Genomic DNA, 12,657 nt, shown 5'->3' with positions numbered 1-12,657 from the left:
GGAAGAATATGACTACAATATTACCCTGCACCGGGGCTAAGCATTGAGCAGGTAGACCGGGCCGGTAAAACAGTTACCGATAGCCAGGGAAAGGTACACGAGTATGACCTTTTGCTAATGGCTACCGGCAGCCGCGCAGCTATGCTGCGCGACATACCGGCGCTGCAAGGCATTTTCACGATGCGCAGCCGGGTAGATGCCGACAATTTCAAGCAACATGTTGACCCTGGAAAGGGGAAAGTGGTCATTGTAGGCGGCGGTTTATTGGGTATTGAACTGGCAGCCTCATTGCGTGAGGTACAGGTAGAGGTAATGGTGATCCAACGTATTTCACGGCTAATGGACCGCCAGCTCGATCCCCTCGGCAGCCAGTTATTGCATGAAGAGCTTACGGATAAAGGCATTGACATCTACTACAATGATGAAATAGAACGCTTCCTGGGCACGCAACAAATAGAAGGCATCCGTTTAAAAAGTGGTTTAATGATCAACTGCCAGGCTATTGTAATGGCTATCGGTACGGTTCCCAATATTGAGCTGGCACGGTCCAGTGGGTTGGAATGCAAACGCGGGGTAGTAGTGGATGAGTACCTGCGCACCAGCGATCCGCATGTATTTGCTATTGGAGAAATAGCCGAGTTCAAAGGATTTCTCTATGGTATTACGGCTGCTGCCGAACAACAAGCCGACATAGTAGCCCGCTACCTGGGTGGTGATATATCCAAATATTATGAAGGTTCGCTATTGATGAATATTCTTAAGATGCATGGCACAGACCTTTGTTCACTCGGTTTGGCAGAATGCCCGGCCGATCCGGCTTATGAAGAAGTTGTATTTATTGATAAAGCCAAAAGGTATTACAAAAATGCATCATTCATAATGACCGGCTGGTAGGCGCCATCCTGATTGGAGATAAATCGGAGTTCCTGGAATTCCGTGACCTGATACAAAACAAGATGGAGTTAAGTGAGAAACGTTTGCAATTGTTAAGATCGGGCAAGAAGGCAGAAGCTGTGATAGGCAAACTGGTGTGCAGTTGTGGCAATATTGGGGAAGGCAATATCATCAATAAGATCAGAGAAGGATGTACTGAGCTAAAAGCCCTTTGCCAGGCCAGCGGTGCGGGGATGGGCTGCGGCAGTTGCAGACCGGAAGTACAGGCAATTTTGGAGGGGAAGTGGCAAGTACCGGGAACCTGGTAGCGAGTGGCTAGAAAGGTATACAACCCGCTCCCGAAAGCCCTCGGGACTATTCACTACCAGCCGTAGTTTTAAACGCTCAATGTTCAATTTTCAAAGCTCAATTGTATGAAGTACACCTACACCATCAAGATCAATTTCAGGGGAGGCATTATTTCTCCCGGCGACCTGCTGAATATACTCATCGCCGCAGGTAAGGCCGGTATTACGGAAGTGCGGTTTGGCCTGAGGCAGCAATTGCTTTTGATGTGGTGAATGAAGATTGCCCGGTATTAAAGGAACAATTGCAGCAATTGGATGTACAGTATGAGGTGGATGAAGACCGTTATCCCAACATCGTGAGCTCCTACCCTGCTGAAGAAGTGTTCATCAATCAAACCTGGCTAAGTGAGGGGGTATATAAAGACATATTCGACCTGGTGGATTACCAGCCCCGGTTAAAGATCAATATATCGGACAGCAATCAAAGTTTTACACCCTTGCTTACGGGTAATATCAACTGGGTAGCGTCGGCCCATGCCCCTCATTTCTGGCACCTCTTTATCCGTTTTCCCCGGACCAATGTAATTTATGAGTGGACCGAAATGGTATATACCAACGATGTGGCCCGGTTATCAAAACATATTGAAACCCTGATCTTTCAACAGGCTGATCTATTTTACGACAATGCACAGGCCAACGGCGATGAGTTGTTCAGGCAAATAACACAGGAAACTTATATTACGAAGACAGCCATTGCCCCCGCAAAACTCCCTGCCTTCAACCTTCCTTATTATGAAGGATTGAACAGGTACCATGACAAATACTGGCTGGGTATTTACCGGCGTGATGAATTGTTCCATATTGGTTTTTTGAAAGACATTTGTCGTCTTTGCCTACAAACGAAGATCGGGCAGGTATGTTCTACACCCTGGAAATCATTGATCATTAAAAACATTGCAGAGAAAGACCGTCATCTCTGGAATAACCTGCTGGCCAGGCACCAGGTCAACGTGCGTCATGCAGCCAATGAATTGAATTTCCAGGTGGAAGACAATTGCAAGGAAGGGCTGCAGCTCAAACGTTACCTGTTGAGGCACCTGAATAATGAAGATACCCGCACTTTTGGGATCTGTATTGGCATCAAAACAAGGAGGAAAAGCGAAGTATTCAGCAGCCTGTTGGTACGGCGCCGGCCTTTGCTCACCATTGCGGGTATAGAAATGTTCTTTGTATATGATATTTTATGTGCGCAGGATTTTAATCCCAATGAAAGGACAGGTTTCGTATTCAGCCAGGGCAATCCCAAAGCGTTTTTACCGGAACAATTGCGCCGTGCCATCCTGCTTTATTACAGGCAGCAATTGGAAAATATTACAGCCAGTGAAAAGGCAGCTACCCCTAAAAAGAAATGCCTGCTGCGAGCGACCAGCAGGTAGAAGTGTATCAATGCAAACACTGCCTCACCGTATATGATGAAGCTTTTGGCGAACCGTCCAACCATATTCCGCCGGGGACATCCTTTGCCTCCCTGCCAGCCGGTTATTGCTGCCCTTTGTGTGAAAGCCCTATAAGCGATTTCAAGCTGGCAGCAAAACCAGCACTGCTTTTACGGACGGTATAAACGATTGTCTATGCCGCTGTTTTAGTACTTTTGGCCTCCCTATGCCCCAAACAACCATGGTTGTCCATCCTGTACAGCAACCAGCCATAGTAAATACAAAATAGGATGCAGGCTCTATGAAGTTTAATGCGCTGACCGGGTTCCGGTGCCTGGCAGCCAGTTTGGTTTTTGTATATCATAACCGAAAATACTGGCTCAACGATCTACACCCTGAAATACTTCGCTTATTTAATGAATTCCATATTGGTGTTTCCCTCTTCTTTGTACTCAGTGGTTTTCTCATCACCTATCCTTATGCAGACAAGCCGCTGCAATCTGTTGGGTCTTATAGCCGTTATATTCTATTAAGGTTAGCCAGGATAATGCCTTTGTATTGGTTAATTCTCACCTGCTATTACCTGGATCCGCTTTATGGCAAAGGAAGGTTTTCCTGGCTTACCTATTCACTTATCCATGCATTCTCCGACAAACATAACCTGGATGTCCTGGCCCAGGCATGGTCACTCAATGTGGAAATGGTCTTTTACCTGCTGGCCCCTTTGTTGTGTCTGCTGCAGCGCAAACATAATATCTACCTGATCGCTTTTTAGGGTTTTATTTTTCGGAGCATGGGCTATTGGTCTTGCCTGGGATTGAGAAAAACATTTACCAGCTCTGTCGCCGGTGGCTACAGCCTCCTCCCGCACCGCCAGTTACTTCTATACCTATAACCCATCCAGCTCAGCAGGAGAATTAAAATTGCGGAAGTGCTTTTCCTGCCCCTCCTCCAAGGGAATGGGAAATACGTCAAGCTGTTGTAAAAGGAACTTCATACTGTATCTTACCAGCTCCTGGCTTTGGTAGCGGCGCAGGGTAGTAGCCAGGGCGGTAGCCGTATAAACAGCACACAATGGCTCGGGCTCACCCTGGTCGGTAAATACATAAGCCGCTGCCTGGCGGTTGTTGTAAATCGTCATTAATTGTTCCAGTGTACTCAATTCCATCAGTGGCATATCGCAGGCCAATACCAATAGATCCTGCTGCGGAAATTGTTGGTGTACGCTTAGCACACCCAGTAAGGGGCCCTTCACTGTAAGGCTGGCATCATCCTTTACCAGCTGTTCAGTTGCCAATAAATCTGCATAGGTTTCGTATTGAATGGCATTCACCGAAACAACCACCTGCAGCTGCAAAGCAGCCAGTTTATCCAAAGCTGATTGCACCCAGGTTTTCTCACCCAATCGCAGCATCCCTTTGTCGATACCCATACGCGAACTTTCTCCGCCTGATAATACTACACCCAACATGCTCATTTGATTTAATACAAGGTACTAAGGAGTGATGGAAAATCTGAAAATCGTTCGTAAATTAGACATCCTGTAGCCCACAATATTTAGTGAATAATACCTTGCCATCATTATGGGAATCAAAGAGAGAAAAGAACGCTCAAAATTAAAGGTCCGTGCGGACATCCTCAAGGCAGCGTTGTTCATCATTAAAACAGAAGGAACCCATGCGCTCAGCATGCGTAAAATTGCCGACAGCATCGAATATGCTGTTCCTGTGATCTATGACCATTTCGACAACAAAGAGGCCATTCTAATTGAGTTGTGCCGGCAAGGGTATACGGCACTGATCAGGCAAATCGTACAGAAGGAGAAAAGTGCCAATGCCCCGAGAGAAAAGCTGGAAGTAATAACCAATGCCTTGTGGAATTTTGCCATCAAAGAACAGGAACTATACCAGCTCATGTATTCGGTAGGCATTGGATGCCGGGATGTGGAACAAACATTTCCCGAATTGTGTACATTTAATAAACTGGTGAAAGATGGGATCAGCACCCTACCTCAAAAGGGCAAACTGGCCGACAACTTGCTTCACTGTAAATACCTCAGCTTTATTTCCATGGTTCATGGCCTGGTATCAGCCAACTACTTCCTGAAAGATATTGATCCAGCCACCAACCGTAAGGTACTCAAAGAATTTATCGACCACCTGGTTCGCTCCAAAAGCTTTTCCCAATAAGGCCTGGGTTTAATCATGCCGCATTCCTTCGGCCACCCTGAATATATGCAGTATATAGGGGAATAAAGCATCCATTGTTTCTGTAGCACCACGTGTAGATCCCGGCAAGGTCAATACGAGGGTATTGCCAATAAATCCGGCCAGGCCCCTGCTCATCATGGCAAAAGGGGTACGCTCCTGCCCATAAGCACGAGCAGCCTCCATAATACCAGGCACCTGCCTGTCGAGTAAGGGGGCAATGGCTTCGGGTGTTACATCGCGTGGAGAAAGCCCCGTACCGCCGGTAAACAGTACCAGATGATACCCTTCATTGCTTAATGCTCCTGCTTTTTCCTGAATAATAGTAAATTCATCGGGAATGATGTCATACAAAGACGCTGCCAACCCATGTTGTTCCAGCTTTCCAATAACGGCTTTACCTGCCAGGTCTTGTTTACTGCCGGCAGCAATACTATCCGAACAAACGATCACTGCACAACGCAATGACTTGGTGAGCCGGTCTTTAAAGTCAGATTTCCCACCTTTCTTTTGCTGCAGGCTGATAGAAGTAATTTCAATGCCCTTATCAATGGGCTTTAGCATATCATACATGGTAAGCGCTGTTACCGATGCGCCATGCATGGCTTCCACTTCCACGCCTGTTTTGTAAATAGTATGTACTTCTACTGAAATGACCACCGTCAGGTCTTCAATGGCATAAGTAATAGCGGTATACTCAATGGGAAGGGGATGACAATCCGGAATCACATCACTTGTCTTCTTTACTGCCAGTAAACCAGCCGCCCGGGCAAATTCAAATACATCGCCCTTGGGCACCTGCCCGTTTTGAATGGCAGCAATGGTTTCGGGCTTTGATACCGTTAACCGGGCTACAGCAATGGCCATGCGCAGGCTGCTCACCTTATGGGTAATATTCACCATACTTATTTATTTTCCTTCCACTGATGGGTTTGATTATCAAATAATTCCCTGCCCCAGATAGGCAACTCGTTCTTAATACGCTCCACTACTTCTTCACAGGCAGCAATGGCTGCTTTCCGGTGCCCGGACGAGGTGAATACAAACAGGCAAATATCACCGGCAGCAATACTGCCCAAACTGTGGTGAATATGCATACAGGTAAGGGAATACTTTTGAAAGATATCCTCCCGGATAATGGCCATTTTTTCCAGGGCCATTTCTTCATAGGCCGTATACTCAATAGCTACCACCTGTTTCCCCTCCACCACATCGGCCCTCACCTGCCCCATGAAAATACTGTGTGCGCCAATATCTGTTTTGGTGCTATGCTTTTGAATGCTCTCCGCTACAAAGGAAGGGGCTATTGCGCCCTGTACAAATATGTTCCTGATCTTCTTCTCCATACTCATTAAATAATCGGTTATCCGCCTGAATAAGGCGGCAATAAGGCAATGACAGAAGATGATTGCAACACGGTATTGCCGGTAGCGATGTCTTTATCTACTGCCACCAGGTAGGGAATACTTTGCAAGGCCGGGAACAGGGTTTCCAGCTTGCGCCTCAAAGCATCAGTATCAGCAACCGCCTCTACCTGCCATGTTTGACTGCCCGCCATTTCGGCAAACTGTCCAAAAAGCCGGATCGTTAATCCCATGATCGTTTACTTTTCCAGGTTCTTCAAAATTACTACTTTATGCAGTAGTATCAGGCGGTGGTGAATACCAGCTTGAATACCGCCAGCAACAATACGGCAGCCAGGATATATTTTAATACGGAGTTCTTAAACCTTGCCGCGCCCAGGTAGGCGCCTGCCAGTCCGCCGATCAACGCAATTCCAATATATGCATACATGGACGGAGTAAAAACAGCTGTTTTCGATTGTATCATGCTGACAAGTCCGGAAAAGGAATTCACAAAAATAAAGATGGCACTGAGTGCCGCTGATTGTTTGATAGTAACCCAACGCAGCAATAAAAGGATGGGCGACAGGATAATACCTCCTCCAATACCGATCATTCCAGAAAGCAACCCGATACTCCCTCCAATGATAAATAACCAGGTACGATTGGCAGGCCTTAGTTCTCCCGTTGATTTGCCTGCCGGCATCAGGAATCGCACGACAGAGATCAACAGCACCACACCCAGTATCTTTTTATAAATATCATCATGAAGGGTGATCCGGGCGCCTATATATGCCATGGGAACTGAAGCCAGTACCAGCGGCCAGCAGATATCTTTTTTAAAATGTTGCCCCGGTAAAACTGGATAAACGATACGCCACTAACAAAGAGGTTCAATACCAGCGCAGTGGGTTTCATGACTGCCGGAGCAACGCCAAAAGCGCCATCAAGGCCAGGTAACCACTGGCGCCCCCATGGCCTACAGACGCATATAAAAAAGCAACCAGCAATAAAAGACAGTAGAATAATATCAGCGTTGGCTCCATGTTATACAGGTAATAGATGTACGTTGACCAATTGACCCTTGGAAAGGTCTCCCGTTTCTTCCGGAATTTCGATCAAACAATTACATACTGCAAAGGAATGCATCCGGTAGGATTCCTGTGCCTGTAGTATCAGCACACCTTCTGCATTCCAAAAACCTTTCAGGAACTGGGTGAGTCCGGGTTTACGGGTGTAATCATTCAACAAAGGAATGCGAATGGAAGACAGGTTGGTTTGCGCATAACCCATTTGCTCCCGGATACAGGGATAAACATATTCATAGAAGCAGGTGAGCACGGAGGAAGGATTTCCAGGCAATCCAAATACCAGTTGCTCATCTCTTTTGCCAAAAACAAGGGCTTGCCAGGCTTTTGCTTCAGCTTATGGAATATGGGGGTTACACCACATACTTCCATTGCTTTGGCTACATAATCATAATTACCTACACTGACACCACCGGTGACCAATACCAGGTCGGAGACGGATAAGGCTTCGGCAATTGTTTGTAATAGTTTATCAAAATCGTCTTCTACACTTACAAAGCTCACCGGTCCTACCTGCATTTGTTGAAGGGCCGTACGTAAAGTGAAGGAATTGGATTCATACACCTGGCCGTACTGTAGTGATTTGCCGGGCGTTTGCAATTCATTGCCGGTTACAATAATAGTAATGGCTGGTGCTGGGTATACTTGTACTTCATGAATGCCGATACCTGCCAAAAAACCAATGGCTGCGGGTGTTAATAAGCTGCCGGTAGGCAGGGCCAGGGCACCAGCCTTTATTTCAGAACCAATGGGCCTTACATTGGCCCCTGTTTGTATTGCTTCATCATCGATCAGGAGTTGATCGTCATCTACCCGCACTTTTTCCTGCATCACTACTGTATTGGCTCCTGCGGGCAAAGGCGCACCTGTAAAAATGCGCACTGCCTGCCCCGTGGTTATTGAAAAAGGGGCGGTAGCCCCTGCCGCCATCTCCCCACTATGGAAAGCGGCTTTTTTCCCCATCCTTCATAATGAAATGCGTATCCATCCATGGCCGATTGCTCAAAGGCAGGCAGGGATACGGTTGAATAGATACTGGCAGCCAATACTTTTCCCAGCCCTTTTCAAGGGGAATGGTCATAGGAACAGGCAATAAGGTATGGGTAGAGATCAATAATCTTGCTTCCTGCACTGACAACATAGTAGGTGTTTCTTTTGGATTAGACATTATTTCTTATCAGAATGGCCAAGGCTCCTGGCGGGGTTTACAACATCACGAATCAACTGTTTTAGCGCTTTGATCTCTGGAAAATGGCCTGCTTCCTTTCGATCAAAGACGATGTCTTCATTAATAAAGATGGTATAACGGCCGCCTGTTTCGGAAGGCTGGAGGGTCACACTTTTGATCTCTTCACTAAAGGTTGTCAGCAATTCCTGCGCCATATAAGCAGCTCTTAACATCCAGCCGCATTTGGGGCAATATTCAATAGTTATGGTTGGCTTCATTTATTGGAATAGGTTGAAATATTCGTTAATGGTTAACTTATTCGTTCGTTTACCCTCCTATGGCAATCATGCTACGGTTTTGCAAGGACAATGGATCGGTATGTGTATAATCGTCGGTAAACTGTCCTCCCCGCTCTGCTGCTTTTGCCGCTATGCAAGCCCTGATCAAGGGCTCCAGGTCCTCTCCCCGGCGCAGCGCCCCAAGCAAGTCGGTTTCTGTTTTGGAGAACAGGCAATTTTTCATCTTACCATCGGCAGTAAGCCGCATCCGGTTACAATCGCCGCAGAAAGGAGTGGTCATGGTACTGATCACTGCAAAAGTACCGGCATGACCGTTTACCTGGAAATTTTTAGCGGTATCATGTTTCTTATGTTTGATGGGCTCAAAGGAATAATCTTGTGCTACGATATCCAGGATCTCCTGTAAACCGATCACTTTGGCATGATCCCAATGATTGCCGGTAAAAGGCATGAACTCGATGAAGCGTATATGCAGGGGCAGTGCCTTCGTCAAGGCTATGAACTGGGTGATTTCTTCATCATTCACCCCCTTCATGGCAACAACATTGACTTTTACCCGCATACCCCGTGCAGCCATGAGGAGAATATTGTCGTACACTTTTTGAAATTGGTCTCTCTTGGTCAGCAATAGGAATTTGTCGGCTTGTAGTGTATCCAGGCTAATATTGACGGAGCACATGCCGGCAGCTTGCAGGTCGGCAGCAAATTCACCCAGCCTGATGCCGTTGGTGGTCATGGTAAGCTCTACGGGATATTTGCCCAATTGCCTGATAATGGCGCCTGCTTCTTTGCGTACCAAGGGTTCGCCACCAGTGAGTCGGATCTTTTTACGCCCAGCTGCACAAACAGACCGGCAATATGATCCAGTTCATCCGGTTGCATGAGGTGCTTATTGGGCAGGCTGGCTATTTTTCATCGGGCATGCAGTAAAAGCACCTGAGATTGCAACTATCTGTCAGTGAAATCCTCAGGTAATCATGAACCCTGTTATATGAATCAATCAGCATGCGCTATAGGTTGAAAATAAACCCCTTACCGGGCCTGCACTTACTCTCTGATCCAGGTCATAGAAAAGCGCGGAAATGCCGTATAAAGATACCGCAAAAATGGTGTCGGAGCTATGTTTTTATGTGGAACCTGAGTTAGTAGAGCAACCGGCTTTCACTGCCCCAGCGGGGCGCCGTTTTGTAACCGGGCGTGTCGACAAGTATTACTTGCCACGTAGGGGCAAAACCAACCCACTCAAAGGGGGTTAACTTCGTCTGTAGGCTCTGTAAAAAGGTAACGCTGGTCATATTGTATACCAAAGTCCTCTAACATTTTAAGGTATTCACTCGCAAAACTGACCTTTTATGATGTTCCTGCTGGTTATGGATGTATTTCACTACCGTATCCAGCTGAGATTTGGCATGGCTAAAAGCCCCATATCCATTTTGCCACTGGAATTTCCGCCTGGTTAACCTTTCCTAATTAATCCATTCGGAAGACTCTCCTTTGACCAATTGCATCATATCCGAAATGGATTGTCCAGGGTGCAATCCCACAAAAAGATGAAGGTGATCGGCCATGTTATTAATGGCCAGCATTTTGTGTTTATGGTTTTGAACGATGCCAGTAATATACATTCGTAAACGTTGATCCCAGGAGGTGTCCAACAAAGCTGCTCTGTATTTGACTGCAAATACGCAATGAATGTATAACTGTGTGTAGGTATTGGCCATTGGATTTTTGTCATATACGAATTTTATTCAATTAAAGATGTATACGGCAGTGGTGCACCTACGGCGCACATGCTATCCGTTGAACAATGGTTCTACAAAGCGGTGCCCCGAGGGGGCATGGATGCCGCATTGCATTCCTGTACATGACTTGTCTCTGACTACCCGCAACACGCGTGCACCTACGGCACACATACTATCCATTGAACAATGTTTCTACAAAGCGGTGCCCCGAGGGGGCATGGATGCCGCATTGCAGCCTCTCCTTCAATATTTTCTTTAACACCCCGTTAAACTTTGGATAAAGATGAAGGTCTCAAACTCGTTATGCCTGTTAAAAACCAGGCTTATCCAATCAGGTCTGGTACACATCATTTGTGGCAGCTTTTTTGCCGGGTATCCTGATACCCACATCAGCAGCCGGCCAGGTATAAGCATCACCCTGCAAAAATCTTGATATGAAAAATTCCATCCGGATATTTTACACCAGCTTCCTGGTATTGGTACTGGGCGTTTTGGCCAGTTCCTTCTTCCTGCGCCCCATCGTTCCACCGGCCCATTTCAGCTTTCCTTACAAAAAAGCAAAGCTCACTGAAAGGCAGGCCGCCGCTCACCTGCTCAACCGCTTTACTTTCGGTGCGCGGCCGGGGATGTAGACCAAGTAGTGGACATGGGATTGGAGAAATGGTTCCGCCAACAGCTGGATGCCAACCTGCCCAATGATACGCTTACCCAATTGCTTGGTCAATACGATGCCTTGAAATTGACCAATGACGAGGTATCGGATATCTACCCCAAGGGCGGACAATTGGTGCGCATGGCTATAAGGGATGGGTATATTGATAAAGACTCGGTGAACAAGAGTGACCAAAAGGCTTACCGCGACCAATTACAAGCCTATATGCAGGCCAAGAACCTGAAACCCCTGCAATCATTGTACAGCCAATTCTTCAACCAGAAGATATTAACAGCCACTTATTCCAATAACCAATTACAAGAGGTGTTGACGGATTTCTGGTTCAACCATTTCAATGTGTCACTTACCAAGAATGATTGCGGCCCTTATGTACCCGCCTATGAACGGGATGTAATACGCCCCAACGTATTTGGTAATTTTGAAACCATCCTGGTAGCTACGGCCAAATCGCCAGCCATGCTGTATTATTTAGACAATTTCACCAGTATGGGCGAAGACATGCCACCGGCCAACCCACGAGCTGCCCGCTTCCAAAAACAACGGAACCAGCGGCTGCAGGATATGGAGTCTGATACATCGGCCAAGGCCATGGCAGCTAAAAAACTACAACAGCAACGCAAAGCCCGCGGACTGAATGAGAATTATGCCCGGGAAGTCATGGAATTGCATACACTGGGAGTAGATGGGGGTTATACGCAGCAGGATGTAACCCAGGCGGCTAAAATATTAACGGGCTGGACGGTTTATCCTTTCAACGAATATGGTGGTAATGCAGCCCGGAAAGCACTGGAAAAACTGGGTGAAGAAAAATGCAGCAACAAGGATTTGTGCGGGAAGGGGATTTCCTTTTGCTGCCAATCGGCACGATAAAACCAGCAAAATAGTACTGGGCAGGCAATTTAAAGGCAATGGAGGTTATGAAGAAGGGGTTGAGCTTTTGAATATGCTGGCACACCACCCTTCCACCGCCAAGTTCATTTGCCGCAAACTGGCCGTACGTTTTGTCAACGACAATCCACCACAAAGCCTCAACGATAAAATGGCCCAGACCTTTTTGGCTAAGGACGGTAATATCCGGGAAGTGTTGATCACGATGGCTACTTCGCCCGAATTCTGGAACAAAGAAGCCTTACGCGAAAAACCAAGTCGCCCTTTGAATTGGCCATTAGTTCGGTGCGCAACCTCAATGCCACTATTCGTCAGCCTTACCAGTTGTATACCTGGATCAATAAGATGGGGCAAAGATTGTATTATTACCAGGCGCCCACTGGCTTTCCAGATAATGGCAAGTACTGGATCAATACCGGCTCTTTGCTGAACCGTATGAACTTTGGACTGGCGCTGGCCTCCAACCGCATACCGGGCATTACAGTAGACCTGGCCGCACTGAATAATCATCATGAACCCGAGAGTGCTGAAGCGGCATTGAAACCTACGGCAAAATGATCATGCCCGAACGCGACCTTGAAGCTTCTATCAAACGCCTCACTCCCTTGCTTAATGATCCGGAACTTGGTCAA

Annotated in this window: 19 protein-coding genes and 2 pseudogenes; 10 read left to right on the top strand and 11 right to left on the bottom strand. The window is 46.9% G+C overall.

Going from position 1 to position 12,657, the window contains the following annotated elements; all coding sequences use genetic code 11:
- Positions 1-42: 42 nt before the first annotated feature.
- The 6 genes from RS881_RS20940 to RS881_RS20920 all read left to right on the top strand — a co-directional run bounded on the left by RS881_RS20940 (position 43) and on the right by RS881_RS20920 (position 3,392).
- A complete protein-coding gene (locus RS881_RS20940; protein ID WP_315824563.1) occupies positions 43-894 on the top strand; it encodes an NAD(P)/FAD-dependent oxidoreductase in 852 nt (283 codons plus the stop codon).
- A gap of 62 nt (positions 895-956) precedes the next feature.
- Positions 957-1,202: a (2Fe-2S)-binding protein gene (locus RS881_RS20935; RefSeq protein WP_315822853.1), complete on the top strand. Its 246-nt coding sequence runs from the start codon at positions 957-959 to the stop codon at positions 1,200-1,202.
- A gap of 105 nt (positions 1,203-1,307) precedes the next feature.
- Positions 1,308-1,454: a hypothetical protein gene (locus RS881_RS20930; protein ID WP_315822852.1), complete on the top strand. Its 147-nt coding sequence runs from the start codon at positions 1,308-1,310 to the stop codon at positions 1,452-1,454.
- Entirely contained in the window at positions 1,448-2,617 is a 1,170-nt protein-coding gene (locus RS881_RS20925; protein ID WP_315822851.1) for a rubredoxin, read from the top strand. Before RS881_RS20930 ends, RS881_RS20925 begins: the two co-directional genes overlap by 7 nt.
- On the top strand, positions 2,590-2,802 hold the full coding sequence (locus RS881_RS59790) for a rubredoxin (RefSeq protein ID WP_350340155.1): 213 nt from the start codon (positions 2,590-2,592) through the stop codon (positions 2,800-2,802). Before RS881_RS20925 ends, RS881_RS59790 begins: the two co-directional genes overlap by 28 nt.
- 116 nt (positions 2,803-2,918) lie before the next feature.
- Entirely contained in the window at positions 2,919-3,392 is a 474-nt protein-coding gene (locus RS881_RS20920) for an acyltransferase family protein (protein ID WP_315822850.1), read from the top strand.
- A gap of 114 nt (positions 3,393-3,506) precedes the next feature.
- Here the strand turns inward: RS881_RS20920 and RS881_RS20915 are convergent, their stop codons facing one another.
- The gene (locus RS881_RS20915) at positions 3,507-4,088 is read right to left on the bottom strand and encodes a molybdenum cofactor guanylyltransferase (protein WP_315822849.1); all 582 of its coding nucleotides are present in this window, start codon (positions 4,086-4,088) and stop codon (positions 3,507-3,509) included.
- 112 nt (positions 4,089-4,200) lie between these two features.
- Between RS881_RS20915 and RS881_RS20910 the strand changes: the two genes are divergently transcribed.
- Complete coding sequence (locus RS881_RS20910; protein WP_315822848.1) at positions 4,201-4,806, top strand: TetR/AcrR family transcriptional regulator; 606 nt, start codon at positions 4,201-4,203, stop codon at positions 4,804-4,806.
- Between the two features lie 9 nt (positions 4,807-4,815).
- Here RS881_RS20910 and moaCB read toward each other — a convergent pair whose 3' ends face one another.
- The 10 genes and pseudogenes from moaCB to tnpA all read right to left on the bottom strand — a co-directional run bounded on the left by moaCB (position 4,816) and on the right by tnpA (position 10,443).
- Positions 4,816-5,727 carry a bifunctional molybdenum cofactor biosynthesis protein MoaC/MoaB gene (moaCB, locus tag RS881_RS20905; RefSeq protein WP_315822847.1) on the bottom strand — a complete coding sequence of 304 codons (912 nt, stop codon included), beginning with the start codon at positions 5,725-5,727 and terminating at the stop codon, positions 4,816-4,818.
- Positions 5,728-5,729: 2 nt separating this feature from the next.
- Positions 5,730-6,170 carry a molybdenum cofactor biosynthesis protein MoaE gene (locus tag RS881_RS20900; protein ID WP_315822846.1) on the bottom strand — a complete coding sequence of 147 codons (441 nt, stop codon included), beginning with the start codon at positions 6,168-6,170 and terminating at the stop codon, positions 5,730-5,732.
- Between the two features lie 17 nt (positions 6,171-6,187).
- Positions 6,188-6,421 (bottom strand): MoaD/ThiS family protein, encoded by a 234-nt coding sequence (locus tag RS881_RS20895; protein WP_315822845.1) that lies wholly within the window; start codon positions 6,419-6,421, stop codon positions 6,188-6,190.
- 50 nt (positions 6,422-6,471) lie between these two features.
- Entirely contained in the window at positions 6,472-6,966 is a 495-nt protein-coding gene (locus tag RS881_RS20890) for a TSUP family transporter (RefSeq protein ID WP_315822844.1), read from the bottom strand.
- A 248-nt stretch (positions 6,967-7,214) separates the two neighbouring features.
- Complete coding sequence (locus RS881_RS20885; RefSeq protein WP_315822843.1) at positions 7,215-7,460, bottom strand: hypothetical protein; 246 nt, start codon at positions 7,458-7,460, stop codon at positions 7,215-7,217.
- Positions 7,412-8,218 (bottom strand): molybdopterin molybdotransferase MoeA, encoded by an 807-nt coding sequence (locus RS881_RS20880; RefSeq protein WP_315822842.1) that lies wholly within the window; start codon positions 8,216-8,218, stop codon positions 7,412-7,414. Before RS881_RS20880 ends, RS881_RS20885 begins: the two co-directional genes overlap by 49 nt.
- Positions 8,152-8,301: a hypothetical protein gene (locus RS881_RS20875; protein WP_315822841.1), complete on the bottom strand. Its 150-nt coding sequence runs from the start codon at positions 8,299-8,301 to the stop codon at positions 8,152-8,154. The genes RS881_RS20880 and RS881_RS20875 overlap by 67 nt, the downstream gene beginning before the upstream one ends.
- 121 nt (positions 8,302-8,422) lie before the next feature.
- Complete coding sequence (locus RS881_RS20870; protein ID WP_315822840.1) at positions 8,423-8,656, bottom strand: Rdx family protein; 234 nt, start codon at positions 8,654-8,656, stop codon at positions 8,423-8,425.
- A gap of 94 nt (positions 8,657-8,750) precedes the next feature.
- Positions 8,751-9,521: a GTP 3',8-cyclase MoaA gene (locus RS881_RS20865; RefSeq protein ID WP_315822839.1), complete on the bottom strand. Its 771-nt coding sequence runs from the start codon at positions 9,519-9,521 to the stop codon at positions 8,751-8,753.
- 514 nt (positions 9,522-10,035) lie between these two features.
- A pseudogene (gene tnpA / locus RS881_RS59785) lies at positions 10,036-10,443 on the bottom strand (IS200/IS605 family transposase).
- 455 nt (positions 10,444-10,898) lie between these two features.
- Between tnpA and RS881_RS20855 the strand changes: the two are divergent.
- The 3 genes and pseudogenes from RS881_RS20855 to RS881_RS59780 all read left to right on the top strand — a co-directional run bounded on the left by RS881_RS20855 (position 10,899) and on the right by RS881_RS59780 (position 12,583).
- Positions 10,899-11,096 carry a hypothetical protein gene (locus tag RS881_RS20855; RefSeq protein WP_315822837.1) on the top strand — a complete coding sequence of 66 codons (198 nt, stop codon included), beginning with the start codon at positions 10,899-10,901 and terminating at the stop codon, positions 11,094-11,096.
- Between the two features lie 14 nt (positions 11,097-11,110).
- Positions 11,111-12,007 carry a DUF1800 family protein gene (locus RS881_RS20850; RefSeq protein ID WP_315824562.1) on the top strand — a complete coding sequence of 299 codons (897 nt, stop codon included), beginning with the start codon at positions 11,111-11,113 and terminating at the stop codon, positions 12,005-12,007.
- Positions 11,898-12,583 (top strand): annotated as a pseudogene (locus RS881_RS59780) (DUF1800 family protein). The gene RS881_RS20850 and the pseudogene RS881_RS59780 overlap by 110 nt, the downstream one beginning before the upstream one ends.
- Positions 12,584-12,657: the final 74 nt, after the last annotated feature.

Origin of the sequence: Paraflavitalea speifideaquila, assembly GCF_032395985.1 — a bacterium.
Lineage (GTDB): Bacteria > Bacteroidota > Bacteroidia > Chitinophagales > Chitinophagaceae > Paraflavitalea > Paraflavitalea speifideaquila.
Note: the sequence above shows the minus strand (reverse complement) of the source record. Positions and strands in the feature narration are given on the sequence as shown.